Source organism: Ancylobacter mangrovi (assembly GCF_024752355.1).
Classification (GTDB): Bacteria; Pseudomonadota; Alphaproteobacteria; order Rhizobiales; family Xanthobacteraceae; genus Ancylobacter; species Ancylobacter mangrovi.
On sequence record NZ_JANTHZ010000013.1, the window covers coordinates 94,409 to 117,710 of the forward strand.

General features: G+C 70.1%; 24 protein-coding genes and 1 other RNA gene. 14 read left to right on the plus strand and 11 right to left on the minus strand.

Going from position 1 to position 23,302, the window contains the following annotated elements:
- Positions 1–122: 122 nt before the first annotated feature.
- The 5 genes from pstB to tkt all read right to left on the minus strand — a co-directional run bounded on the left by pstB (position 123) and on the right by tkt (position 6,729).
- Positions 123–965, minus strand: coding sequence for a phosphate ABC transporter ATP-binding protein PstB (gene pstB / locus NVS89_RS20985; RefSeq protein ID WP_374114615.1), 843 nt, complete (start codon positions 963–965; stop codon positions 123–125).
- A gap of 170 nt (positions 966–1,135) precedes the next feature.
- Positions 1,136–2,161, minus strand: a complete 1,026-nt coding sequence (locus NVS89_RS20990) for a class I fructose-bisphosphate aldolase (RefSeq protein WP_258734718.1) — start codon at positions 2,159–2,161, stop codon at positions 1,136–1,138.
- A gap of 129 nt (positions 2,162–2,290) precedes the next feature.
- Positions 2,291–3,490 carry a phosphoglycerate kinase gene (locus NVS89_RS20995; protein ID WP_258734719.1) on the minus strand — a complete coding sequence of 400 codons (1,200 nt, stop codon included), beginning with the start codon at positions 3,488–3,490 and terminating at the stop codon, positions 2,291–2,293.
- Positions 3,491–3,568: 78 nt separating this feature from the next.
- Complete coding sequence (gene gap, locus NVS89_RS21000) at positions 3,569–4,579, minus strand: type I glyceraldehyde-3-phosphate dehydrogenase (RefSeq protein ID WP_258734720.1); 1,011 nt, start codon at positions 4,577–4,579, stop codon at positions 3,569–3,571.
- A gap of 158 nt (positions 4,580–4,737) precedes the next feature.
- Positions 4,738–6,729: a transketolase gene (gene tkt, locus NVS89_RS21005; RefSeq protein WP_258734721.1), complete on the minus strand. Its 1,992-nt coding sequence runs from the start codon at positions 6,727–6,729 to the stop codon at positions 4,738–4,740.
- Between the two features lie 523 nt (positions 6,730–7,252).
- On the opposite strand from tkt, the gene NVS89_RS21010 reads away from it, so the two are divergent.
- The 6 genes from NVS89_RS21010 to NVS89_RS21035 all read left to right on the plus strand — a co-directional run bounded on the left by NVS89_RS21010 (position 7,253) and on the right by NVS89_RS21035 (position 11,562).
- Positions 7,253–7,549 (plus strand): DUF4164 domain-containing protein, encoded by a 297-nt coding sequence (locus NVS89_RS21010; RefSeq protein WP_258734722.1) that lies wholly within the window; start codon positions 7,253–7,255, stop codon positions 7,547–7,549.
- A 7-nt stretch (positions 7,550–7,556) separates the two neighbouring features.
- A complete protein-coding gene (locus tag NVS89_RS21015; RefSeq protein ID WP_258734723.1) occupies positions 7,557–7,940 on the plus strand; it encodes a cell division protein ZapA in 384 nt (127 codons plus the stop codon).
- A 130-nt stretch (positions 7,941–8,070) separates the two neighbouring features.
- Positions 8,071–8,859 carry an inositol monophosphatase family protein gene (locus tag NVS89_RS21020; protein ID WP_258734724.1) on the plus strand — a complete coding sequence of 263 codons (789 nt, stop codon included), beginning with the start codon at positions 8,071–8,073 and terminating at the stop codon, positions 8,857–8,859.
- A 108-nt stretch (positions 8,860–8,967) separates the two neighbouring features.
- Complete coding sequence (locus NVS89_RS21025; protein WP_258734725.1) at positions 8,968–10,041, plus strand: flagellar motor protein MotA; 1,074 nt, start codon at positions 8,968–8,970, stop codon at positions 10,039–10,041.
- The gene (locus NVS89_RS21030) at positions 10,041–11,075 is read left to right on the plus strand and encodes a peptidoglycan -binding protein (protein ID WP_258734726.1); all 1,035 of its coding nucleotides are present in this window, start codon (positions 10,041–10,043) and stop codon (positions 11,073–11,075) included. Before NVS89_RS21025 ends, NVS89_RS21030 begins: the two co-directional genes overlap by 1 nt.
- Positions 11,076–11,085: 10 nt before the next feature.
- The gene (locus tag NVS89_RS21035) at positions 11,086–11,562 is read left to right on the plus strand and encodes a GNAT family N-acetyltransferase (protein ID WP_258734727.1); all 477 of its coding nucleotides are present in this window, start codon (positions 11,086–11,088) and stop codon (positions 11,560–11,562) included.
- A gap of 49 nt (positions 11,563–11,611) precedes the next feature.
- Here the strand turns inward: NVS89_RS21035 and NVS89_RS21040 are convergent, their stop codons facing one another.
- Entirely contained in the window at positions 11,612–13,453 is a 1,842-nt protein-coding gene (locus NVS89_RS21040) for an ABC transporter transmembrane domain-containing protein (RefSeq protein ID WP_374114616.1), read from the minus strand.
- Between the two features lie 101 nt (positions 13,454–13,554).
- Here NVS89_RS21040 and rpmE point away from each other — a divergent pair, with 101 nt between their 5' ends.
- Positions 13,555–13,779, plus strand: a complete 225-nt coding sequence (gene rpmE / locus NVS89_RS21045) for a 50S ribosomal protein L31 (protein WP_258734729.1) — start codon at positions 13,555–13,557, stop codon at positions 13,777–13,779.
- Between the two features lie 163 nt (positions 13,780–13,942).
- On the opposite strand, the gene NVS89_RS21050 is transcribed toward rpmE, so the two are convergent.
- The 3 genes from NVS89_RS21050 to NVS89_RS21060 all read right to left on the minus strand — a co-directional run bounded on the left by NVS89_RS21050 (position 13,943) and on the right by NVS89_RS21060 (position 15,489).
- Positions 13,943–14,446, minus strand: coding sequence for a DUF1465 family protein (locus NVS89_RS21050; RefSeq protein WP_258734730.1), 504 nt, complete (start codon positions 14,444–14,446; stop codon positions 13,943–13,945).
- Positions 14,447–14,801: 355 nt separating this feature from the next.
- Positions 14,802–15,197 (minus strand): (R)-mandelonitrile lyase, encoded by a 396-nt coding sequence (locus NVS89_RS21055; protein WP_258734731.1) that lies wholly within the window; start codon positions 15,195–15,197, stop codon positions 14,802–14,804.
- Positions 15,198–15,282: 85 nt separating this feature from the next.
- Complete coding sequence (locus NVS89_RS21060; protein ID WP_258734732.1) at positions 15,283–15,489, minus strand: DUF1192 domain-containing protein; 207 nt, start codon at positions 15,487–15,489, stop codon at positions 15,283–15,285.
- 123 nt (positions 15,490–15,612) lie between these two features.
- Between NVS89_RS21060 and NVS89_RS21065 the strand changes: the two genes are divergently transcribed.
- The 6 genes from NVS89_RS21065 (at position 15,613) to NVS89_RS21090 (ending at position 20,312) form a co-directional block, all read left to right on the plus strand.
- Complete coding sequence (locus NVS89_RS21065) at positions 15,613–16,614, plus strand: NAD(P)H-quinone oxidoreductase (RefSeq protein WP_258734733.1); 1,002 nt, start codon at positions 15,613–15,615, stop codon at positions 16,612–16,614.
- Between the two features lie 157 nt (positions 16,615–16,771).
- Positions 16,772–16,928: non-coding RNA, 6S RNA (gene ssrS / locus NVS89_RS21070), on the plus strand.
- Between the two features lie 13 nt (positions 16,929–16,941).
- A complete protein-coding gene (locus tag NVS89_RS21075) occupies positions 16,942–17,544 on the plus strand; it encodes a 5-formyltetrahydrofolate cyclo-ligase (RefSeq protein WP_258734734.1) in 603 nt (200 codons plus the stop codon).
- A 3-nt stretch (positions 17,545–17,547) separates the two neighbouring features.
- Complete coding sequence (locus NVS89_RS21080; protein ID WP_258734735.1) at positions 17,548–18,363, plus strand: TIGR00282 family metallophosphoesterase; 816 nt, start codon at positions 17,548–17,550, stop codon at positions 18,361–18,363.
- Between the two features lie 33 nt (positions 18,364–18,396).
- Positions 18,397–19,443: an alpha/beta hydrolase family protein gene (locus tag NVS89_RS21085; protein ID WP_258734736.1), complete on the plus strand. Its 1,047-nt coding sequence runs from the start codon at positions 18,397–18,399 to the stop codon at positions 19,441–19,443.
- Between the two features lie 122 nt (positions 19,444–19,565).
- Entirely contained in the window at positions 19,566–20,312 is a 747-nt protein-coding gene (locus NVS89_RS21090; RefSeq protein ID WP_258734737.1) for a YebC/PmpR family DNA-binding transcriptional regulator, read from the plus strand.
- Between the two features lie 107 nt (positions 20,313–20,419).
- Here the strand turns inward: NVS89_RS21090 and NVS89_RS21095 are convergent, their stop codons facing one another.
- Positions 20,420–21,256, minus strand: coding sequence for a sulfite exporter TauE/SafE family protein (locus NVS89_RS21095; RefSeq protein WP_258734738.1), 837 nt, complete (start codon positions 21,254–21,256; stop codon positions 20,420–20,422).
- Positions 21,257–21,387: 131 nt separating this feature from the next.
- Here NVS89_RS21095 and NVS89_RS21100 point away from each other — a divergent pair, with 131 nt between their 5' ends.
- The gene (locus tag NVS89_RS21100; protein WP_258734739.1) at positions 21,388–22,317 is read left to right on the plus strand and encodes a DMT family transporter; all 930 of its coding nucleotides are present in this window, start codon (positions 21,388–21,390) and stop codon (positions 22,315–22,317) included.
- Here NVS89_RS21100 and NVS89_RS21105 read toward each other — a convergent pair.
- Entirely contained in the window at positions 22,314–23,231 is a 918-nt protein-coding gene (locus NVS89_RS21105) for a LysR family transcriptional regulator (RefSeq protein WP_258734740.1), read from the minus strand. The two genes, NVS89_RS21100 and NVS89_RS21105, sit on opposite strands and share 4 nt — an antisense overlap.
- Positions 23,232–23,302 lie beyond the last annotated feature (71 nt).

A 23,302-nucleotide genomic window follows, 5' to 3' on the forward strand; every position in this document is an offset into this window, starting at 1 on the left:
ATGTCCATCGGGCGGGCGCCGGGTCCTCCTACCTGCGCCCGTGACGGCGCGACGCTTTGATCCCCGGCGCCCGCGCCGGGGATTTTCGTTCGGAGCCGTGATGTGCCGGGAGTGCCGGCCGCCTAGCCCATCTTGCCGGTGACGTAGCGCGCGGTGCGCTCGTCGGCGGGGGTGGCGAACAGGGTCTGCGTCGGTCCGAACTCGATCAGCTCGCCGAGATAGAGGAACGCCGTGTAGTCGGCGATGCGCGCGGCCTGCTGAAGGTTGTGGGTGACGATGACGATGGTGCTGACCGCCTTCAGCCCCTCGATCGTCTCCTCGATCTTCGCCGTCGAGATCGGGTCGAGCGCCGAGCACGGCTCGTCGAGCAGGATCACCTCCGGGCGCACCGCCGTGGTGCGGGCGAGGCACAGGCGCTGCTGCTGGCCGCCGGAAAGGCTCAGCGCGCTGTGGCCGAGGATGTCGCGCACCTCCTCCCACAGCGCGGCCCGGCGCAGCGCGTCCTCCACCCGGGCGTCGAGCTCGGAGGGCGCGAGCTCCTCGTTGAGCCGCATGCCGATGGCGACATTGTCGTAGATCGACATCGGGAAGGGGGAGGGCTTCTGCGTCACCATGCCCACGCGCCGGCGCAGCGTCAGCACGTCGACATGCTCGGCGAGGATGTTCTCGCCGTCGAGCAGCACCTCGCCCTCGGCGCGCTGGTCCTCGTAAAGATCGGGCATGCGGTTGAAGACGCGCAGCAGCGTGGACTTGCCGCAGCCGGACGGGCCGATCAGCGCCGTGACGCGGTTGGCATGGATCGGCAGCGAGACGTCGTTCAGCGCCAGCGTGTCGCCATACCGGAAGCTGACATGGCGCACCTCCAGCTTGACGGTCGAGGGCCGGGGCGTGCCGGCCGAGCCGCCGGCGAGGTTCTCGACCTCGAAGCCGATATGCGGTGGGCCACCCCTCAGCGCGTGTCGCACGGCCCGTTCTCCCCTCTGGCTGAAGAAAAGGCTAGGGGAGGAGCTTGGGTGCCGTCTTGCGTAAGATCAAGCGGCAGACGCGGTTTTTTGCAGGAAGTACCTGAGCCGGCAAAGAATAAAGGCGCCACCCGCGGGCGGCGCCTTCGATGTTTTCGCGATGGCCGCGCGGATCAGGCGGCTTTCTTCTGCTCGACCTCTTCGCTCCACTGCCCGAGCGCGGCGAGATAGTTCATCTTCGCGCGGTGGGTGAAGGCGGCCTGGCCGGCGGCGACGTTCTCCGGCTTGCCCGACCACGCCTTCTGCGGCGCGGCCTGGAGGGCGCGGCCATAGGAGAAGGTGAGGTTCCACGGCAGCCCGCCGGCGCGGATCATGGCGTCGAGATGGGCGGTCGCCTCCTCGTCCGACTGGCCGCCGGAGAGGAACGCCACGCTCGGGATCGCCGACGGCACGCAGTTCTTCAGGCAGCGGATGGTCTTCTCGGCCACCTCGGCGACCGGCGCCTGCTTGGCGGACTTCTTGCCGGCGATCACCATGTTGGGCTTGAGCACCGTGCCCTCGAGCTTCACGCGGCCGTAGAAGAGCTGCTGGAACACTTCCTTCAGCACCCACTCCGTGACCTCGTAGCAGCGGTCGATGTCGTGGTCGCCATCCATCAGCACTTCCGGCTCGACGATCGGCACGATGCCGGCCGCCTGGGCGAGCGCGGCGTAGCGCGCCAGCGCCTGCGCGTTGGCGATGATCGAGGTGTAGCTGGGAATGTGCGAGCCGATGTCGATCACCGCGCGCCACTTCGCGAAGCGGGCGCCGAGGTCGTAATATTCCTTGAAGCGCTCGCCGAGGCCGTCGAGCCCCTCGGTGATGGTCTCGCCGGGGCAGCCCGGCTGCGGCTTGGCGCCGAGGTCGACCTTGATGCCGGGAATGGAGCCGGCATTCTCGATCAACTGGACCAGGGTCGTGCCGTCCACCGCCTTCTGGCGGATGGTCTCGTCGAACAGGATGACGCCGGAGATGTATTTCGACATCGCCTCGTCCGACCGGAACAGCATCTCGCGATAGTCGCGCCGGTTCTCGAAGGTCGATTCGACGCCGATCGCGTCGAAGCGCTTCTTGATCGTGCTTGAACTCTCGTCGGCGGCGAGGATTCCCTTGCCGCCCGCCGCCAATTTATACGCAACCTCTTCGAGGCTAGCCGTCATCTCTCTCTCCCGCGCGAAACAGATGGACCCGGCCCCGCAGCCTGGTTTCCGACGGGGCCGGACCGATTGGAGTGTAGCATCCGGGGGCGGGATGTCTCGATCCTCGAGCCGTCCCGACCCCGATGGGCCTCAGCGCCTGAGCGCCTCGACCCCCGGCAGTGCCTTGCCCTCGAGCCATTCGAGGAAGGCGCCGCCAGCGGTGGACACGTAGGTAAAGTGCCCGGCGACGCCCGCATGGTTCAGCGCCGCCACCGTGTCGCCGCCGCCGGCGACCGACAGCAGCTTGCCCGCATCGGTGAGTTCGGCCGCCGCCTTGGCCACCGCGACCGTCGCGGTGTCGAAGGGCGGCAGCTCGAACGCACCGAACGGGCCGTTCCAGACCACGGTCTTCGCCGTGTTGAGCCGTTCGATGACCTTCCCGACCGAGGCCGGGCCGGCGTCGAGCATCATCTCGTCGGCCTTGATGTCGTCGACCGAGGCCACGCGATGGGGCGCGTTGGCCTTGAACTCGGTCGCCGCCAGCGCGTCGACCGGCAGCACCACCTCGCAGCCGGCCGCCTTGGCCTTGTCGAGGATCTCCAGCGCCGTCGGCGCGAGGTCGTGCTCGCACAGCGACTTGCCGACGTCCTTGCCCTGCGCCGCCAGGAAGGTGTTGGCCATGCCGCCGCCGATGACGAGGATGTCGACCTTGGCGACGAGGTTGCCGAGCAGCTCCAGCTTCGACGACACCTTGGCACCGCCGACCACCGCCAGCACCGGCCGCTCCGGTGCTTCCAGCGCCTTGGCCAGCGCCTCGATCTCCTCCTGCATGCAGCGGCCGGCATAGGCCGGCAGGCGATGCGCGAGGCCCTCGGTCGAGGCGTGGGCACGGTGGGCGGTGGCGAAGGCGTCGTTGACGTAGAGATCGCCGAGCGCCGCCAGGGCGGCGACGAAGTCGGGATCGTTCTTCTCTTCCCGCTTGTCGAAACGGGTGTTCTCCAGCAGCAGCACGTCGCCCGGCTGGAGCGCGGCGACGGCGGCCTCGGCGACCGGGCCGATGGTGGCCGGGCAGAAGGCGACCTTGCGGCCGAGCCGGGAGGCGACCTCGCCGGCGATGGGCGCCAGCGACAGCGCCGGGTCCTCGCCCTTGGGCCGGCCGAAATGGGCCAGCAGGATCACCTTGCCGCCCTTGTCCGAAATCTCGCGGATGGTGGGCAGCACGGCCTGGATGCGGGTGTCGTCGGTGACTTTTCCGTTCTCGACCGGGACGTTCAGATCGACGCGCACGAGCACGCGCCGGTTCGCGACGTCGGCGTCGTCGAGGGTGCGGAAGGCGGAAGCCTCGCTCATGGGGCACTCTCCCTCGGATAAGTTGATCTTGATACGAAACGGCCGGATCTCCCAGGGGAAGGTCCGGCCGGAATGCACTCAGATCAGCTTGCCGAGGGCGACCGCCGTGTCGGACATGCGGTTCGAGAAGCCCCACTCATTGTCGTACCAGGACAGCACGCGCACGAAGGTGCCTTCCAGTACCTTGGTCTGGTCGAGATGGAAGATCGACGAGCGCGGGTCGTGGTTGAAGTCGGAAGAGACGTTCGGCTGGTCGGTGGTGCCGAGGATGCCCTTGAGCGGGCCGTCGGCGGCGGCGGCCTTGATCGCCGCGTTGACCTCGTCCTTCGTCACCGGCTTCTTGGCCACGAACTTGAAGTCGACCACCGAGACGTTGGGCGTCGGCACGCGGATCGAGGTGCCGTCGAGCTTGCCGGCGAGCTCCGGCAGCACGAGGCCGACCGCCTTGGCGGCGCCGGTGGTGGTCGGGATCATCGACAGCGCCGCGGCGCGGGCGCGGTAGAGGTCCTTGTGGAAGGTGTCGAGCGTCGGCTGGTCGCCGGTGTAGGAGTGGATCGTCGTCATGAAGCCGTGATCGATGCCGATGGCATCGTTCAGCACCTTGGCCACCGGCCCGAGGCAGTTGGTGGTGCAGGAGGCGTTGGAGACGACGAGGTGGTCCTTGGTCAGCTTGTCGTGGTTCACGCCGTAGACGACGGTGAGGTCGGCGCCCTCCGAGGGGGCGGAGACCAGCACCCGCTTGGCGCCGGCGGTCAGGTGCGCGGCGGCCTTGTCGCGGGCGGTGAAGATGCCGGTGCACTCCAGGGCGATGTCCACGCCGAGCGCCGCGTGCGGCAGCTCCGCGGGATTGCGCACCGCCGTCACCTTGATCGGGCCGCGGCCCACATCGATGGTGTCGCCGTCGACCTTCACCTCGCCGGGAAAGCGGCCGTGCACACTGTCGAACCGGAAGAGATGCGCGTTGGTCTCGACCGGTCCCAAGTCGTTGATAGCAACGACCTCGATGTCGGTGCGCCCCGACTCGATGATGGCCCGCAGAACGTTGCGGCCGATGCGACCGAAGCCGTTGATGGCAACCTTGAGCGTCATACGTTTAATTCCCCAGGTGAGCTTTCTCATCACGATCCGCGCGTGCGCCTCATAGCGCGGCGGACGTTGGGACACCAGTCGCACATTCTACTGATGCCCCCTGGGGGCGGGTCTGGCGCATTTCCCATGCGCCAGACGCATAGCTGAAAGGGCTCGAATCAGCGCCCCAGGCGGCTCAGCGCGGTCTGCACGACGCCGTCCACGGTAATGCCGAAATGGGCGAAAACCTGGGGCGCCGGGCCCGAGGCGCCGAAGCCGGTCATGCCCACGAAGGCGGCGTCGGAGCCGACGATCGCGTCCCAGCCCTGCCGGATCGCCGCCTCGATGGCGACCTTCACCGGCGCCTTGCCGACGACCTGGCGGCGGCTCTCCTCCGGCTGGTTCATGAACAGCTCGAAGCAGGGGACGCTGACCACGCGGGTCGGCACACCCTGTTCCTCCAGCACGTCGCGCGCGGCCATGGCGAGCGAGACTTCCGAGCCCGAGGCGAAGAGCGAGACCTGCGCCTCCTCGGAAGCCGAGGCGAGCTCGTAGGCGCCCTTGGCGGTGCGGCAGCGCTCGCTCGAATCGGTGCGCAGCAGCGGCAGGTTCTGGCGGGTGAGGGCGAGCACGCTCGGCCCGGTTTTGTGCTCCAGCGCCAGCTTCCAGGCCTCCGCCGTCTCCACCGTGTCGCAGGGGCGGAAGACGAGCAGGTTCGGGATCGCCCGCAGCGCGGCGATCTGCTCCACCGGCTGGTGGGTGGGGCCGTCCTCGCCGACGCCGATCGAATCGTGGGTGAACACGTAGGTCACGCGCACGCCCATCAGCGCCGCGAGGCGGATCGAGGGCCGGCAATAGTCGGAGAACACCAGGAAGGTGCCGCCATAGGGGATGAAGCCGCCATGCAGGGCGATGCCGTTCATCGCCGCCGCCATGCCGTGCTCGCGGATACCCCAGTTGACGTAGCGCCCGTCATAGGCGGGAGGCACCACGTCGACCGAGGTGGCCTTGGTCTTGGTGTTGTTGGAATGGGTGAGGTCGGCCGAGCCGCCCACCATCTCCGGCAGTGCGGCGGTCAGCGCCTCCAGCACGATCTCCGAGGACTTGCGGGTGGCGACGGCGCCGCCGTCGGCGCGGGCCTTGGTGATGACGTTAGCCAGCACGTCGCCCATCTTGGAGGGCAACTCGCCGCGCACCCGGCGCTCGAACTCGGCGCGCTTGTCAAGCTCGGCGTCCTTCAGGCGCTGGCTCCAGCTCTTGTGCGCCTGGCGCGAGCGCAGGCCGGCGAGGCGCCACGCGTCGAGGATCTCGCTCGGGATCACGAACGGCTCGTATTCCCAGTTCAGCGCCGCACGGGCGCCGGCGATCTCGGCGGCGCCGAGCGGCGAGCCATGCACGGCGTTGGTGCCGGATTTGGTCGGCGCGCCGTAGCCGATGGTGGTACGGCAGGCGATCAGCGAGGGCTTGTCGGTGGTCTTGGCGTGCTCGAGCGCGGCGAGGATGGCGTCGGGGTCGTGCCCGTCGATCCGGGTCGCCTCCCAGCCCGAGGCCTCGAAGCGGGCGAGCTGGTCGGTGGCCACCGACAGGCTGGTCGCGCCGTCGATGGTGATGTGGTTGTCGTCCCACAGCACGATCAGCTTGGAGAGCTTCTGGCGGCCGGCGATCTCGATCGCCTCCTCCGAGATGCCTTCCATCAGGCAGCCGTCGCCGCAGATCACATAGGTGTGGTGGTCGACGAGGTCGGCGCCGAACTGGGCGGCCAGCATGCGCTCGGCGAGCGCGAAGCCGACCGAGTTGGCGAGGCCCTGGCCGAGCGGGCCGGTGGTGGTCTCGACGCCGACCGTGTGGCCGTATTCGGGATGGCCGGGGGTCTTCGAGCCGAGCTGGCGGAAGTGCTTGATGTCGTCGATCGTCATCCCCTCGTAGCCGACGAGGTAGAGCAGCGAGTAGAGCAGCATCGAGCCGTGGCCGGCCGAGAGGATGAAGCGGTCGCGATCCGGCCAGTGCGGGTCGGTGGGATCGAATTTCAGCACCTTGCCGAACAGCACGGTGGCGACGTCCGCCATGCCCATGGGCATGCCCGGATGGCCGGAATTGGCGGCTTCGACGGCGTCCATGGCCAGCGCCCGGATGGCGTTGGCCATGCGATCATGCTTTTCGCGGTTCGACATGAGGACCGATGTCTCCGAAGGGATCGCGTTGCTCTTGGGCGATGTGTCTGGGGCGTTTGGGCGAATGGTCTGGCGAATGGTTCGGCGTCGAGGCTTGCTGGACGGTGATCGTTCCGGGCGAGCCTCACTCGCCGAGGCTTGTTGGTGGGCCGCCGGGGCCCGTCGGGGCTCCTGGCTCCGGGGCTCCTGGCTCGAGGCATGCGGCCCGCCGGCGCCTCACCCCACATCCCGCAGTGCGGCAGCGACGGGCGGGCGAGTGATATCACCCCGCCGCGCCGTGTCAAAGCCGGGGATGTCACAAGCCTGGGGGCGAAGATCGGGCGCGGATCGGCGGCCTGCGCGCGCGGCCGGGCCGCCGCGCGGTTGACGCTGGCGGGACGGGCAGGCTCAATGTCGCCGGAATCGGGTGCGAAACCATCCGTTTGCGTTGCGCCTGCGCGTTCCGTCCGCGACGCCTCCGCCCGGGGGCGCGCCGGGCAAGGGCAGGCGCGGGGCGGGGGAACGTCTTTCGGAGCTATTGCCCATGAATCAGCCGGCTGCGGGCGAATCCACGGCCCTCGACGCCGCGCTCAAGCGTTTCGATGCGGCCCTTGGAACCCTCGAGTCGGCGATTGAACGCCGGCTGGAGGTGGAGCGGCAGGAGGCGGCGCTGTCGCAGCAGGTGCATGTGCTCAGCATCGACCGCTCGCGCCTCGCCGACCAGCTCGACGACGCGCAGACGCGCGCCGAGCGGATGGAGAGCGCGACCGACGAGGTTTCGCGCCGGCTCGGCAGCGCCATGGAAACCATCCGCGCGGTGCTCGCCGCGCATGAACGCTGAGGGGCGGATGGCACAGGTCACGGTCACCATCGGCGGACGCGCCTATCGCATGGCCTGCGACGACGGGCAGGAGGACCACCTCACCCGTCTCGGCACCGAGGTCGACGCGCGTATCGACCAGCTTCGCGCCGCCTTCGGCGAGATCGGCGACCAGCGGCTCAGCGTGATGGCCGCCATCACGCTCGCCGACGAACTGTCCGAGGTCCGCCGCCGGCTCGGCGAGGCCGAGCGCAACGCCAGCGCCGAGCGCGAGGCGCGCGACGAGGCGGCGCGCCAGCTCGGCCGGGTCGAAGCCTCGCTCGCGAGCACGGTGGTCTCCGCCGCCGAGCGCCTGGAGCAGCTCGCCCGCGAGCTCGGGCCGAGCCCGTCCGGCGGCGTGGGCATGGGCTAGGCGCTCCGCCCGCCACGCTCCGCGGGCGCGCCGGCCTTGACGCCATGCCGGCCGGAGGGCAGGAGGAAGGCCATGCCCATTCCTCGCGGCCGGCCCGTGCCGCCGCCCTCGCATCCGCCGGAAACCTTCCATGATCCGCTCTCCGCTCATCACCGTCATGGTGCAGGCCGTCCGCAAGGCCGGCCGCTCGCTCGTCCGCGACTTCGGCGAGGTCGAAAATCTCCAGGTCTCGCTGAAGGGGCCGGCGAACTTCGTGTCCAACGCCGACCGCAAGGCCGAGCGCATCCTGCATGAGGAGCTCGCCAAGGCGCGGCCGGGCTTCGGCTTCATCATGGAGGAGAGCGGCGAGGTCGACGGCACCGACGACAGCCACCGCTGGATCATCGACCCGCTCGACGGCACCACCAACTTCCTGCACGGCATCCCGCTGTTCGCGATCTCGGTCGGGCTGGCGCGGGACGGCGTGCCGATCGCGGGCGTGATCTACAATCCGATCGCCGACGAACTCTATGTCGCGGAGAAGGGCGCCGGCGCCTTCCTCAACGAGCGGCGCATCCGCGTCGCCGCCCGCACCCGGCTCGCCGACGCCGTCGTTTGCTGCGGCATGCCGCATATGGGACGGGGCGGCACCGACCAGTTCGGGCGCGAATATGCCGCGCTGGCGCCGGGCGTCGCGGGGCTGCGCCGCACCGGCTCGGCGGCGACCGATCTCGCCTGGGTGGCGGCCGGCCGGTTCGACGGTTTCTGGGAGCGCAACCTCAGCCCGTGGGACATGGCCGCCGGTATCGTGCTGATCCGCGAGGCGGGCGGCTATGTCAGCGATCTCGACGACAGCGACAAGATGCTGGCCAAGGGCGACATCATCGCCGGCAACGAGACGATCCGCCGCGACCTGCTGGCGGCGCTGCGCAAAGCCTGACGACAAAAGGGAAATCCCGCATTCCATTTCCCTCTCGCTGTGGCATAGTCCGGCGCAAGGGCGGCGTCGCAGGCTAGGCGCCTGCGATTGAAGGAGATGGCCAGGGGCATGGATGCGACGGATCCCTTTCACAAGCTTTCATCGCCCAGGATCTTCCTGGTGCGGATGTTCGTCTTTGTGCTCCTGTGCGTGGCGTTGGCCTCCGTGCTCTACCAGCAGATCTGGTCGGCCTTCCTCAACAATCCGGGCCTGAACGGCGTCATCTTCGGCGTGCTGTTCATCGGCACGATCTTCGCCTTCCGTCAGGTCATGCGGCTGCTGCCCGAGGTCGAGTGGGTGAACAGCTTCCGCCTCGCCGATCCGGGCCTGGAGGTGCGCCGCGCGCCGCGCCTGCTGGCGCCGATGGCGTCGCTGCTGGGCGACCGGGTCGGGCGCATGGCGATCTCGCAGATGACCATGCGGGGCATCCTGGAATCGATCGGCACCCGGCTCGACGAGGCGCGCGACCTGCTGCGCTACCTCACCGGCCTGCTGGTCTTCCTCGGCCTGCTCGGCACCTTCTGGGGCCTTCTCGAGACGGTGGGCTCGATCGGCCGCGTCATCGGCTCGCTGAGCGTGGGGCCGGAATCGGGCTCGGTGCTCGACACGTTGAAATCGGGCCTCGCCGCGCCGCTGGGCGGCATGGGCATCGCCTTCTCGTCCTCGCTGTTCGGCCTCGCCGGCTCGCTGGTGCTCGGCTTCCTCGACCTGCAGGCCGGGCAGGCGCAGAACCGCTTCTACACCGACCTCGAGGACTGGCTCTCCACCACGGTGGAGGACCTCGGCGCCGACGTGGCGCGCAGCAGGCCCGCCCCGGTGCCGGTGCCGCCGACCTACATGCCCCCGCCTCCGGCCCCGCCGCCGGCGCTGGTGGCCCCGGCCGGCCTCCTGCCGCCGCCCGATTTCGCCCAGCTCACCGAGGCCATCGCCCGGCTCGACCGGACCATGACCGAGGCCGGCTCGCAGCGCGTCACCACCGCCATGGCCCATCTCGCCGAGAGCCTGCAGGGGCTGGTGCAGCACATGCGCGGCGAGCAGCAGATGGTGCGTGACTGGGTGGAGGCGCAGGCCGAGCAGCAGAAGGACGTGAAGAAGCTTCTGGAGCGCCTCAACGAGACGCTGGCGAACCGCGAGCGGGCCTGATGGCACTCGGACGCTCCCGCCGCGGCGATCGCCACATCGACTACTGGCCCGGCTTCGTCGACGCGCTGTCGACGCTGCTGCTGGTCTTCGTCTTCCTGCTGTCGGTGTTCGTGCTTGCCCAGTTCGTGCTGACGCAAGAGATCGGCTCCAAGGACGACGCCATGGCGCGGCTGCAGCAGCAGATCCGCGAACTCACCGACCTGCTGGCGCTGGAGCGCGCCAGCGACGCCGATTCCGAAAGCCAGATCGGCACGCTGAAGGCCAGCCTCGCCCAGCTCCAGCAGGAGCGCGACACGCTGCGCGACGCCGCCTCCGCGCTGGCGACGCCGGACCAGATCGCCGAGGCCGAGAACCGCAACAGCGAGCTCGCCCGCCAGCTCGGCCAGGAGAAGGATGCGACCGCCCAGGCCGCGGCGCAGATCGCCCTGCTCAACCAGCAGATCGCCGCGCTGCGCCGGCAGATCGCGGCGCTGGAGGAAGCGCTCGACATCTCCGAGAAGAAGGACAAGGAGAGCCAGACCCGCCTCGCCGATCTCGGCCGCCGGCTCAACGTCGCGCTGGCGCAGCGCGTGCAGGAGCTGACGCGCTACCGCTCCGAGTTCTTCGGCCGGCTGAGCGCGATCCTCGGCAACCGCCCGGATATCCGCGTGGTGGGCGACCGCTTCGTGATGCAGTCCGAGATCTTCTTCGACCGCGCCTCGGCGGACCTTCGGTCCGGGGCGATGCCCGCGCTCGACGATATCGCCCGCACGCTGGTGGCGCTCGAGAAGGAGATCCCCGACGACCTCCCGTGGGTGCTGCGCGTGGACGGCCACACCGACGACCGCCCGATCCAGACGCCGCAATACCCGTCGAACTGGGAGCTCTCGGCCGCCCGCGCGATCGCGGTGGTGCAGTATCTCGCCGCCCATGGCGTCTCGCCCAAGCACCTCGTCGCCGCCGGTTTCGGCGAGTACCAGCCGATCGACACCGCCGACACCGACGACGCGCGCGCCCGCAACCGCCGGATCGAGCTCAAGCTCACCGAGAGATGAGCCGGCGGCGATGACGGAGCGCCCCGCTGCCCGGCTCGCACCCTTCGAGTGGGGCCGCATGCCGGCCATGGCGGACCTCTGGGTCGAGGCGTGGCAGGAGACCATTCCGGAGATCGACTTCGAATCGCGGCGCGGCTGGCTGCTCCACCGCCTCGGCACGCTGATCGACGAGGGCGCGGTGATCGATCTCGCGGTGACGGACGACGAGGCGGCGCGGCTGCTCGGCTTCGTCTCGGTCGATCCGCGCACCGGCTATGTCGACCAGCTCGTGGTGCATCCCGACCATTGGGGCGAGGGCGTCGCCCGCCAGCTCGTCGCGGCCGCGGAAGCGCGCACGCGCAAGGGTCTGTCGCTCGACGTCAATGAGGAGAACGAGCGCGCGGTGCGCTTCTACGAGCGCGCCGGCTTCAACGTCGTCGGCCACGGGGTAAACGCGACCTCGGGCCGGCCGACGCTGAAGATGGAGCGGCCGCCGCGCCGGGCGTGAAGGGCGGCCGGCCGGAGAGGCCGGGCTCGCGCGTCAGCCGCCATTGCCCTCAGCCGCCATTACCCTCGCCGAACTGCAGCGCGGCGAGCCGGGCGTACAGGCCGCCACGGGCGACGAGGCTGGCATGGGTGCCCTCCTCGACGATGCGTCCGCCGTCGATCACCAGGATCCGGTCCGCCGACAGCACGGTGGCGAGGCGGTGGGCGATGACCAGCGTGGTGCGGCCCTGCATCGAGCGGTCGAGCGCCTGCTGCACCAGCGTCTCGCTTTCCGCGTCGAGCGCCGAGGTCGCCTCGTCGAGCAGCAGCACCGGCGCCCGGCGCAGGATGGCGCGGGCGATGGCGATGCGCTGGCGCTGGCCGCCGGAAAGGGTGACGCCGCGCTCGCCCACCGGCGTCTCCCAGCCTTCCGGCAGGCGGGCGACGAACTCGTCGGCACGGGCGAGGCGGCCGGCCTCCTCGACCTCCGCGTCGCTGGCGTCGGGATGGCCGAGGCGGATGTTCTCGCGGATCGAGGCGGCGAAGATCGCCACTTCCTGCGGCACCAGCGAGAGGCGCGTGCGCACCGCCGTGGGGTCGGCCTTGGCGATGTCGACGCCGTCCACCATCACCGCGCCCGAGAGCGGGTCGTAGAAGCGCAGCAGGAGCTGGAACAGCGTGCTCTTGCCCGCGCCCGACGGACCGACGATGGCGATCCGCTCGCCCGGGCTCACCTCGAAGCTTACCCCGTTCAGCGCCGGCAGGTCCGGCCGCCCGGGATAGGCGAAGCCGACATTGTCGAAGCGCACCGCGCCGCGCGGCGGCTCGGGCAGGGGCAGGGGATTGGCCGGGGCGGCGACCCTGGGGCGGTCGGCCAGCAGCTCGGCGATCCGCTCGGTGGCGCCGGCGGCCTGCGAGATCTCGCCCCATACCTCGCCGAGCTGGCCGAGCCCGCTCGCCGCCAGCACGGCGTAGAGCACGAACTGGCCGAGCGTGCCGGCGGTCATGGTGCCGGCGAGCACGGCGGTGGCGCCGGCCCACAGGATGCCGACCACGCTGGCGAAGACGAGGAAGATGCCGACGCCGGTGAGCCAGGAGCGGGCGCGAATCGCGTCGCTCGCGGCGGAGAAGGCGTGCTCGACCTCGCCGGAGAAGCGCGCATCGGCGGCGCGCTCGGCGGTGTTGGCCTGCAGGCTGCGCACCGCGCCGATTGCCTCGGCGGCATAGGCGGAGGCCTGCGCCAGCATGTCCTGCGCGCTGCGCGAGCGCTTGCGCACGCCGCGCCCGGCGCCGATCAGCACCGCGACGATGACGGGAATCGCGATCAGCAGGGTGGCGGAGAGCCACGGGCTGGTGACAACCATCATCGCCGTGGCGCCGATGAACAGCACCATATTGCGCAGCGCCACCGAGGCGGAGGCGCCGACCGCCGACTTGATCTGCGTGGTGTCGGCGGTGAGCCGCGAGATCAGCTCGCCCGACTTCGCCTGGTCGTAGAAGCCGCCGTCGAGCGTGAGCAGATGGGCGAAGACCTGCGAGCGCAGGTCCGCGACGATGCGCTCGCCCAGCGTCATGACGAGGTAGTAGCGCGCGGCCGAGGCGCCGGCGAGCACCGCCACCACCACGATCATCATGCCGAAATAATTGTCGATATAGCCCGCATGGCCGGCGTCGAAGCCGAGATCGATCATCCGCCGCACCGCGATCGGCACCACCAGCGTCGCCAGCGCCGCGGCGACCAGGGCCACCAGCGCGGCGCAGGTGCGCCCGCGATAGCGCTTGAGGTGCGGCCACAGCGTGGCGAGCGGCTTCAGGCGCGGACGGGGGCTGGCGGGAGGGCTCAAGGCGGGGGTCTGGAGCGGAAGCGCGTCTGTCTTGTTGGCGTCTGTGCTGGCGGCTTGTGTCACAGGCATGTCTCGGTTATAGAGCCGCTCGGATTTCCGGCAGGATCGTTTTTGAGATCGCCGCATGGTTCCCGGAAGGGACCAGCCGTGCGGCGGCGAGGATGCTACCCATGAAGAGCGACATCCATCCCGACTACCACTTCGTCAAGGTGGTGATGACGGACGGCACCGAGTACACGACCCGCACGACCTGGGGCAAGGAGGGCGACGTCCTCCAGCTCGACATCGATGCGAAGTCCCACCCGGCCTGGACGGGCGGTTCGACCCAGCTTCTTGATCGCGGCGGCCGCGTGTCCCGCTTCCAGAAGAAGTTTGCAGGCTTTCTAAAGTCCTGACGAGCCTTCCGAAGCGGCAGGTGCGGGCCTCGCCCGCGCCATTCGGCCGCGCCGCGATGGACGATCAACCCTCGGTGAGGCGGCCGCCTCAGCGAGGGTTTTTGTTCGTCGGGACTGCGGAAAGGGGTCGCCGGCGGATCGTCCGGCCGGTCCCGCGCGCGCGTCAGCCGCTCTCTAAGCTGGAGCGCAGCCGCCGGATATGGCCGGCCACGGCGTTGTCCGAGGGAGCTTCCGGCGCCGCGAGGCCGGCATCGAGCCGGACGATGCGCGCCTGCAGCGTGTGGCTGCGCTCGACCAGCGCGCGCAGGCTCTCGGGCAGCGCGGTCTCCTGCTCCTCGTCGCGCGGCGAGCCCAGAAGGTCGATCTTCGCCGCCTCGCGCCGCGCCGTCTCCACCGACATGTCGCCCTCGGCCACCGCCCGTTGCAGCAGCAGCCAGGAGGCGAGCTGCATCAGCCGGGTGGAGAGCTTGAGGCTCTGCTGGGCATAGGCGTTGAGCGCGGTGCGGTCGAGCGCGCGGCTCTCGGCGCGCCCGCTGCCGTCGAGATAGGCCGCGGCCTCGTCGACCAGCGCCATGCCTTCGGTGAACAGCGTCTCGAACGCCGCCGAATCGAGGCGGCGCGCGGCGAGGTTCACCGGCTGCCGCTCATTCCTGTCCGCGTGTCCCATCCTGCCGTCCCGACGACTGATCGCGCCACGAGGCGCCAGCACCAAGCCTGTCGCGCAGATGAGCCCGGCTGTCCAGCCATGCCAAGCCCCGCGGCGGCGGACCGCACAAAAAAGAGCCGCCCGGAGGGGCGGCTCGAAAGTCTAGACAGGGATGCGTCAAACAGAGTGGACAGGGGCCACTCACGGCCAAAATCGACCGCTACCAGTAATAGATCGGAAAGCTTAATGCGCAGTTAAGGCGGGCAGCCGCGTGCCGATGCCGGCACGCAGGCAGATGCCCGGCGCAAGAGGCGCCCGGATATTCGCCGAATACTTGGCCCGCGCCGGGCGGGGGCGGGCGGGGACGCCCGGCCGCTCAGCCGCCGTACTGCGCGTCGCTGACATGCTCCATCCAGTCGACCGCCTTGCCGTCCAGCTTCTCCTGGATGGCGATATGCGTCATCGCCGTGGCCGGGCCGGCCCCGTGCCAGTGCTTCTCGCCGGGCGGAAACCAGACCACGTCGCCGGGGCGGATCTCTTCGACCGGGCCGCCCTCGCGCTGCACGCGCCCGACGCCCGCAGTGACGACGAGCGTCTGGCCGAGCGGATGGGTGTGCCAGGCGGTGCGGGCGCCGGGCTCGAAGGTGACGGCGGCGCCGGCCACCCGGGCCGGGTCCGACGCGTCGAATAGCGGGTCGATCCGCACCTCGCCGGTGAACCATTCTGAGGGGCCCTTGCGGGAGGCCTGATCGCCCGCGCGCTGGATATTCATGGGTCTTCCTTTCAGGTGTGACGGCCCGGGCACGTGGCCGGCGCGGGTGCTGCGTCGCGCCGTGCGTGTCGCCCGGGCGGGCAGCCTATCGCTTGAAGAAGGTGTCCGCCGCCGTGCGCGAGGCGCGCTTCGATTCCAGCGTGCGCCGCAGGCGCTCGATCTCGGACTGGAGCGCGCCGATGCGCTCCTCGATCTCGGCTTCCGACAGGGCGGAGAGGTCGGTGCCGAGCTCGTGGGTCGCCGGCTTCTTCGCCGGGGGCGCTCCGAAGAGGTCGTCCGCATCGATCGCCATGGTCATCCTCCGTCTTGCCGGCACTGCCGGGCGATCCTATTCCCGGCCGGGCGCGGTTGCCAGTCACGGCCCGCTGGCCTACGAAGCCGGCACGAACGCTTTGCCGCGAAGAGGATGGATGCCGTGACCGATCTGCCCGCCACCATGACCGCCATCGGCCTGCCGACCCCCGGCGGCCCGGAAGCCCTGGTCCCCGAGCAGCGCCCGGTGCCCGCCCCCGGCGTCGGCGAGATCCTGGTCAAGGTCGCGGGCGCGGGCGTGAACCGGCCCGACGTGATGCAGCGCAAGGGGCTCTACCCGCCGCCGCCCGGCGCCTCCGACATTCCCGGGCTGGAGATCGCCGGCGAGATCGTCGCCCTCGGCGAGGGCGTGAGCGGCTGGAAGACGGGCGACAAGGTGTGCGCGCTTGTCTCCGGCGGCGGCTATGCGCAGTACTGCCTCGCCGATGCCGGCTCGGCGCTGCCGGTGCCGGCCGGGCTCTCCATGGTCGAGGCAGCGGCGCTGCCGGAGACCTTCTTCACCGTGTGGACCAACGTGTTCGACCTCGCCGGGCTGAAGGCGGGCGAAACCTTCCTGGTGCATGGCGGCACCTCGGGCATCGGCACCACGGCGATCCAGCTCGCCAAGGCGTTCGGCGCCACCGTGTTCGCCACCGCCGGCAGCGCCGAGAAGTGCGACGTCTGCCGCAAGCTCGGCGCCGACTACGCCATCGACTACAAGACCGAGGACTTCGTCGCCGTGGTGAAGGAGAAGACCGGAGGCAAGGGCGTCAACGTCATCCTCGACATGGTCGGCGGCTCCTACATCGCGCGCAACTACGAGGCCGCCGCCCCGCTCGGGCGCATCGTGCAGATCGCCTTCATGGAAGGCTCGAAGGTGCAGATCGACTATATGCGCCTGATGCTGAAGCGCCTCTCGCACATGGGCTCGACGCTGCGCTCGCGTCCCAAGGCGGAGAAGGCGGCCATCGCCGTCTCGCTGAAGGAGAAGGTCTGGCCGCTGATCGCGGCTGGCACCGTCAAGCCGGTGATGGACCAGGTGTTCCCCCTCGAGGAAGCCAGCAAGGCCCATGCCCGCATGGAGACCAGCGCGCATATCGGCAAGATCGTGCTGAAGGTGGGCTGAGCGCGGCCAAGGTCGGCCAAAAGTGGCCGGGCATGACCGAGGATGGACGGGTGCGACGACGTGGCGCCGGGCGGCTCTCCTGCCGTTGCGGGCGGATGCGGTGCACATCGTGCACGACCCTCTGGCAAAACGCCCCGCGACGTCCTAGATTTGTCGTGCGGGGCTGCGAGGCTCGTCAGGAGAACATATTCCCCGGGGCCTTATCGATCTCAAAGGGAGCTGTCCCTGACTGGACCCCTGGGTCCGGATAAACGGCGCCCACCTACGTTGTAGGTTCCCGGGATCGATCATCCAACGGCCATCGCGGCTCCGCACAGTTCATTCATTATGTCCGAAAGTAACGCGCTCACCGACAAGGCCAGCCTCCGCTCCGTCGCCCTGGGACGGCGGGCGGCGCTCGACCCGTCGGCGCGCGAGGTCGCGGCTGCGGCCGCCGCCCGCTTCGCCCTGAAATGGCTGGGCGACGTCTCCGGCGAGACGGTCTCCGTCTTCACCCCCATCGGCACCGAAATCTCGACCGACCCGCTGGTGCGCGGCCTGCGCGCCGCGGGCGCCGCCATCGCGCTGCCGGTGGTGATCGCCAAGAACAAGCCGCTCTCCTTCCGGCTGTGGGAGGAGGGCGTCGAGCTGGTGCCGAGCGCGGGGCCCGGGTTGATCGTCATTCCCGCCCCGCCGGACGGCGCGCGGATCGTCGAGCCGGACGTGCTGGTCGTTCCGCTCGCGGCCTTCGACGCGCACGGGCACCGGCTGGGCTACGGCGCCGGCTTCTACGACCGCACCCTCGCCGGGCTGCGGCGGGCCAAGCGCATCGAGGCGATCGGCTATGCCTTCTCGGTGCAGCAGCTTCCCGCCGTGCCGGCGGAACCCCATGACGAACGCCTCGATGCCATCGCTACCGATGCCGGCATCATCTGCCCGGCGGAGGATTAGTGCATGCGCCTGCTTTTTCTCGGCGATGTCGTCGGCCGGCCGGGACGGCAGGTCGTGCTCGACCACCTGCCGCGCCTGCGCGAGGCATGGACGCTCGATTTCGTGGTGGTGAACGGCGAGAACGCGGCCGGCGGCTTCGGCATCACCGAGGCGATCCATGACGACCTGGTCGAGGCGGGCGCCGACGTCGTCACGCTCGGCAACCATTCCTTCGATCAGCGCGAGGCGCTCGTCTTCATCGAGCGCGCACCACGGCTGATCCGCCCCGCCAACTATCCCGCCGGCACGCCGGGGCGCGGGGCGGCGCTGGTGGAGGCGCGCGGCGGCGAGCGGGTGCTGGTCGTCAACATGATGGGCCGCGCCTTCATGGACCCGATGGACGATCCCTTCGCCGCCATCGACCGCGAGCTGGAGGCCGGTCCGCTCGGCCTCGTCGCGGACGCGGTGATCGTCGACTTCCACGCCGAGACCACCAGCGAGAAACAGGCCTTCGGCCATTGGTGCGACGGGCGCGCCAGCCTCGTCATCGGCACCCATACCCATGTCCCGACCTCCGACCACCGCATCCTGCCGGGCGGCACCGCATTCATGACCGATGTCGGCATGTGCGGCTGCTATGACGGGGTCATCGGCATGGACAAGGAGGAGCCGCTGCGCCGCTTCACCCGCAAGATCGGCTCCTCGCGCTTCGAGCCGGCGATGGGCGAGGGCACGCTGTCGGGCCTCGCGGTGGAGACGGACGGGGCGGGCCAAGCGATCAAGATCGCGCCGGTGCGCATCGGCGGTTCGCTGCAGCCGGCGCTGCCGGATTTCTGGTGACCCTTGCCGCCACCGGCGGGCAGGGCGTCGCGAATGCTGGGTGCCGTGATGATGCCGACCGGCCGAATTCCGCTCGCCATCCTTCTGGCCGCGCTCCTCACGGTTGCGGGCGCGCTGGCGGCGCGCGCCGCTGACGACGTTCCCGTCGGGGTGAGAAGCTTCGACGTCGGGGTGCCCGAGCGCGGCGCGCCGGTGACGGTGGAGCTGTGGTATCCGGCCGCGCCGGGCGGGACGATCGAGGCCTATGGCGCGTCGCCGCTCTTCGTCGGGGTGAAGGCCGTGCGCGATGCGCCGGTCGCGGCGGGGCGCTTTCCGCTCGTGCTGCTGGCGCATGGCGGGCTGCGCTCGAACCCTTCTCTCGCCGGCTGGATTGCTGCGCGTCTCGCCGGTGCGGGGCGCATCGTCGTCAGCGTGCACCCTCCCGCGCTCGGGCCGCGGCAGGCGGGCGAGGCGGTCGACGAGTTCCGGCTGCGGCCGGCGGATCTGCGCGCGGCACTCTCCGCCGCCGAGGCGCTGCCGGAAGTCGCCGCCCATCGCGTACCGGGCAAGGTGGGGGCGGTCGGCTTCTTTCTCGGCGGCACCTCGGTGCTGGCGCTCGCCGGCGCGCGTTTCGACGTCGGTCACCTTCGTGCCGCCTGCGATACGCCGGCGCGCGGGCCGGACTGCCGCTGGTTCGCGGCCTCGGGCATCGACCTGCACCGGGCGGTGGACGAGGCTTTCGGGACGGACCGGACTGACCCGCGCATCGGCGCCATGGTCGCGGTCGATCCCGAGTTGATGGACGCCTTCGACCCGGCGAGCCTTGCGGCGATCGCCGTTCCGGTGACGCTGCTGCGTCTCGCCGCGGATAGCCCGTCGCCGCAGCCGGCGCTCATCCCCGGCGCCCACGCGGAGACGATCGCGGATGCCGACGCCTTCACCGCCTTCGGCGCCTGCACCGGGCGGGCGGCGGCGATCCTGAAGCAGGAGGGCGAGGACGAGGCGATCTGCCGCGAAGGCGCCCGGCCGCGCGCCGTTCTCCAGGCGGAGATCGCCGCGCGGATCGAAGAGGGGCTGGCGCGCGGGGCGGGCGCGCCCTGAGGGGCGACGCACGCGGCCCGGCTTTACGCGCGCACGCCCTGTCGCCTATAAGCCGGCACTCAGTTTTCCGGAATTCAGACGCGGCAGGCCAGGGCGCCCGGCCGCGCGACGTGGAGGCGGCCATGGCCGGGCATTCGCAGTTCAAGAACATCATGCACCGCAAGGGCAAGCAGGACGCGGTGCGCTCCAAGCTGTTCTCCAAGCTCGCGCGCGAGATCACGGTCGCGGCGAAGCTCGGCATGCCGGACCCGGCGATGAACCCGCGCCTGCGCGCGGCGGTGCTGGCGGCCCGCGCCGAGAACATGCCCAAGGACAATATCGACCGCGCCATCAAGAAGGCGGCCGGCGGCGACGCGGAGACCTATGACGAGATCCGCTACGAGGGCTACGGGCCGGGCGGCGTCGCCGTCATCGTCGAGGCGCTGACCGACAACCGCAACCGCACCGCCTCGGAGGTGCGCTCCTACTTCACCAAGTCCGGCGGCTCGCTGGCGGAGACGGGCGCCGTCGCCTTCATGTTCGACCGTGTCGGCGTGGTGGAGTTCGACGCCGACAAGGCTTCCGCCGACGACATGCTGGAAGCGGCCATCGAGGCGGGCGCCGACGACGTCTCCTCGAGTGAGGACGGCCACGAGGTGGTGTGCTCGATGGAGAATCTGCACGAGGTCGCCGGCGCGCTGGAAGCCAAGTTCGGCGAGCCGCGCAAGTCGGCGCTGGTCTGGCGTCCGCAGAATACGGTGGCGGTGGACGACGAGGTGGCGGAGAAGCTGATCCGGCTCGTCGACAACCTCAACGACAATGACGACGTGCAGAACGTCTACGCCAATTTCGAGATCTCGGACGAGATGATCGCCAAGATGAGCGCCTGAGCGCTCATCTTCAGCGAAGACATTCTGAGCGCCTGAGCGCTCATCGTCAGCGAGGACATCCGAGCGCGTGAGCGCTCCTCCTTCCGCGAGGACCCTGAGCGTCGCCTTCAGCGTCCCAGTAGCGTGTCGAACACCGGCAGGCTGAGTAGCAGCGCGAGGGTGATGATCCAGTAGGCGATGAAGCGGAAGTTCCGGTCCGAGGTGCCGCGAAAGGCCCGGGCGCCGAGGAACAGGCCGGCGGCATAGGCCGGCCCGAGCACCAGCACCAGCCAGCCGACCTCGCGCGTCAGCATTCCGTTGGCGGCATAGGCGGTGGCGCTGGCGACCGTGACCAGCGCAAAGAAGCCGAACATGTTCGCCCGCACCAGCGCCGGCGGCTGGTTGCTGCCGAGCCAGTAGGCGACGAGGGGAGGGCCGGACATCTGCGCCGCACCGCCGAGCACGCCGGCGAAGGCGCCGAGCGCCAGCTTGGAGGGCAGCCGCTGCTGCCCCGAATGGCGCCATCCGGCCATCACCGGCGCCAGCATGGCAAGGCCGAGCCCGGCCAGCGCCCAGCGCAGCGCCAGCGGGTCGGCATGCCTGAGGATGGCGACGCCGGCCGGCACGGCGACGACCGCGCCGATGGCGAGCGGGGCGACCTGGCGCCACACGCAGTCACGGAACGCCCGGATGACGAAGGGCAGGGTGAGCGCGGTGTCGACGATGAGCAGCGTCGGCGCCGAGACCCGCGGCCCGTAGGCGGCACTGATCAGCGGCACGAAGATCAGCGCGCCGCCGAAGCCGGCAAAGCCACGTGTCGTTCCCGCGACCAGCGCGGTAAGAAGGGCTCCGGCGAGAACCGGATCGAAGCTCATGGGAAGACCGATGTAAAGGCGCATGCCCGCAGGGCGCGGTGCCGTCAGGTGGTAGTCCCGCCGGTCCGGCGCGTCAATGCGAGCTTCCATCGGCTTTCGTGAACGGGCTTATCGGCAAAACTCGTTTGCGAACAAAGATCGCTCGCGCCACATTCGTCTCAACTTTGCCGCCGCTGCGGCACCACCCTTCGAATTGGCCGCCGAGCGGCCGGATGTGATCAATGCAGAAGCCTCTTGCTCCGCGCGCGACCGGCGCCGCCGACGCCGCGCCTCTCAACGGGCGCCTCGTCGGCTATGGCTGCGCGCTCCTTGCCGTCACCATCTGGGGCGCGTGGATCGTCTCGACCCGCCACGCCGTGCATGGCCACCTGCCGCCGGCCACGGTCGGCTGGCTGCGCTTCATCGTGCCGGCCACCATGCTCGCCCCAGCCTGGCTGAGGGTCGGCCCGTGGCCCAAGCGCGGCCTGGTGCCGTTTCTTTTCTGCTTCTTCGGCGCCGGCGGCATCTTCTTCCTCGTCGTCGCCAATGCGATGCGCTTCGTGCCGGCGGCCGATGTCGGCCCGCTGCTGCCGGGCACCATGCCGCTCGTGGTGGCGGTGATCTCGGTGCTGGTGTTCCGCGAATGGCTCGGCACGGCGCGGGCGGTCGGCTTCATCTGCATCGCGCTCGGCGTGGTGACGCTGAGCGGGCGCGGCCTGTTCGAGCCCGAGGACGGTGCCTGGCGCGGCCATCTGCTGCTGCTGTGCGGGGCGACGATGTGGGCGGGCTACACGCTCGCCTTCCGCCGCACCGGAATGAAGGCGACCGAGGTGGTGGGGCTGATCGGCCTGTGGTCGGTGCTGATCCTCACCCCCACCGGCCTGCCCGGCGTGGTGACGGCGGTGCGCGAGGGCTACGGCGCCGAGGTGCTGTTCCAGTTGCTGATGCAGGGCCTGCTCTCGGGCGTGGTGGCGCTGGTCGCCTTCGGCATCGCCATCGAGCGGCTCGGCTCCTCGCGCGCGGCGGCGTTCACCGGCCTCGTGCCCGCGCTCGCCGCGCTCATCGCGGTGCCGGTACTGGGCGAGCATCCCGACACGGCGGCGATCATCGGCGTCATAGGCACCGGGGTCGGGGTGGCGCTGGCGAGCGGGGCGTTCAGCCGGTCCCGCTAGACGGCGCCGGCATTCCCGCTCCGTGCGTTGCGGGCGCGCACGAAGTCGAGGAAGACCCGCAGCGCGACCGGCATGTGGCGCCGGCTCGGATAGTAGAGGAACGGTCCCTCGAAGGGCGGGCACCAGTCCTCCAGCAGCGAGACCAGTTCGCCGCGCGCGACGGCGGGGGCGGCGAACTCGCTGAAATTCATGCCGATGCCGATGCCGTCGATGGTGGCGCGGATCATCATGTCCGAATTGTTGCTAATGAACGGCCCGCGCGGCTCGATCATCAGCGTGCGGCCGTCCTTCTCGAATTCCCAGGGCCGCACCGCGCCGCCGGCGAAGCGCAGCAGGATGCAGCGGTGCGCGAGCAGGTCGTGCGGCGTCGAGGGCACGCCGTGGCGCTCCAGATACGAGGGCGAGGCATAGACGCCATAGCGCTGCGGCGGGCCGAGCGGCACCGCGATCATGTCCTGCGCCAGGCTTTCCCCATAGCGCGCGCCGGCGTCGAAGCCGGCCTCGATCACGTCGACGAGGCGCTCCTCCAGATGCACTTCCAGAGTGAGGTCGGGATAGGCGGCGAGGAATTCCGCCAGCATCGGCGCCAGCACCAGCCGCGCCACCGGCCCGGGGACGTTGAGCCGCAACAGGCCGCCCGGGCTGTCGCGGAAGCTGTTCACCTCGTCCAGCGCCTCGCCGAGTTCGTCCAGCATCGGGTTCAGCCGCTCATAGAGCCGCCGGCCCGGCTCGGTCAGCGTGACGCTGCGGGTGGTGCGGTTGAGAAGGCGCACGCCAAGCTGGTGCTCCAACCGCTTCATGGATTCGCTCAAGGTCGAGGCCGAGACGCCCCGCTCCTTGGCGGCGCGGCGGAAGCTGCGGTGGCGCGCGACGGCGGCGAAGGCGTCCAGCAATGCGAGATCGGCAGAATGCATTGTGCGGATTTCCGAACGGTTCATTCAGATAAGAATAGATTATCGAACAGGTTCCCCCGCGCCATATCTGT

Coding starts and splice junctions, on each gene's coding strand:
- NVS89_RS21020 (WP_258734724.1), top strand. CDS start 8,071: ATGATCCGCTCTCCGCTCATCACCGTCATGGTGCAGGCCGTCCGCAAG.
- NVS89_RS21100 (WP_258734739.1), top strand. CDS start 21,388: ATGCAGAAGCCTCTTGCTCCGCGCGCGACCGGCGCCGCCGACGCCGCG.
- rpmE (WP_258734729.1), top strand. CDS start 13,555: ATGAAGAGCGACATCCATCCCGACTACCACTTCGTCAAGGTGGTGATG.
- NVS89_RS21010 (WP_258734722.1), top strand. CDS start 7,253: ATGAATCAGCCGGCTGCGGGCGAATCCACGGCCCTCGACGCCGCGCTC.
- NVS89_RS21060 (WP_258734732.1), bottom strand. CDS start 15,489: ATGGCGATCGATGCGGACGACCTCTTCGGAGCGCCCCCGGCGAAGAAG.
- NVS89_RS21055 (WP_258734731.1), bottom strand. CDS start 15,197: ATGAATATCCAGCGCGCGGGCGATCAGGCCTCCCGCAAGGGCCCCTCA.
- NVS89_RS21105 (WP_258734740.1), bottom strand. CDS start 23,231: ATGCATTCTGCCGATCTCGCATTGCTGGACGCCTTCGCCGCCGTCGCG.
- NVS89_RS20995 (WP_258734719.1), bottom strand. CDS start 3,490: ATGAGCGAGGCTTCCGCCTTCCGCACCCTCGACGACGCCGACGTCGCG.
- NVS89_RS21095 (WP_258734738.1), bottom strand. CDS start 21,256: ATGGAAGCTCGCATTGACGCGCCGGACCGGCGGGACTACCACCTGACG.
- NVS89_RS21085 (WP_258734736.1), top strand. CDS start 18,397: ATGCTGGGTGCCGTGATGATGCCGACCGGCCGAATTCCGCTCGCCATC.
- tkt (WP_258734721.1), bottom strand. CDS start 6,729: ATGTCGAACCGCGAAAAGCATGATCGCATGGCCAACGCCATCCGGGCG.
- NVS89_RS21025 (WP_258734725.1), top strand. CDS start 8,968: ATGGATGCGACGGATCCCTTTCACAAGCTTTCATCGCCCAGGATCTTC.
- NVS89_RS21080 (WP_258734735.1), top strand. CDS start 17,548: ATGCGCCTGCTTTTTCTCGGCGATGTCGTCGGCCGGCCGGGACGGCAG.
- NVS89_RS21040 (WP_374114616.1), bottom strand. CDS start 13,453: ATGCCTGTGACACAAGCCGCCAGCACAGACGCCAACAAGACAGACGCG.
- NVS89_RS21015 (WP_258734723.1), top strand. CDS start 7,557: ATGGCACAGGTCACGGTCACCATCGGCGGACGCGCCTATCGCATGGCC.
- gap (WP_258734720.1), bottom strand. CDS start 4,579: ATGACGCTCAAGGTTGCCATCAACGGCTTCGGTCGCATCGGCCGCAAC.
- NVS89_RS21090 (WP_258734737.1), top strand. CDS start 19,566: ATGGCCGGGCATTCGCAGTTCAAGAACATCATGCACCGCAAGGGCAAG.
- NVS89_RS20990 (WP_258734718.1), bottom strand. CDS start 2,161: ATGACGGCTAGCCTCGAAGAGGTTGCGTATAAATTGGCGGCGGGCGGC.
- NVS89_RS21075 (WP_258734734.1), top strand. CDS start 16,942: ATGTCCGAAAGTAACGCGCTCACCGACAAGGCCAGCCTCCGCTCCGTC.
- NVS89_RS21050 (WP_258734730.1), bottom strand. CDS start 14,446: ATGGGACACGCGGACAGGAATGAGCGGCAGCCGGTGAACCTCGCCGCG.
- NVS89_RS21035 (WP_258734727.1), top strand. CDS start 11,086: ATGACGGAGCGCCCCGCTGCCCGGCTCGCACCCTTCGAGTGGGGCCGC.
- NVS89_RS21030 (WP_258734726.1), top strand. CDS start 10,041: ATGGCACTCGGACGCTCCCGCCGCGGCGATCGCCACATCGACTACTGG.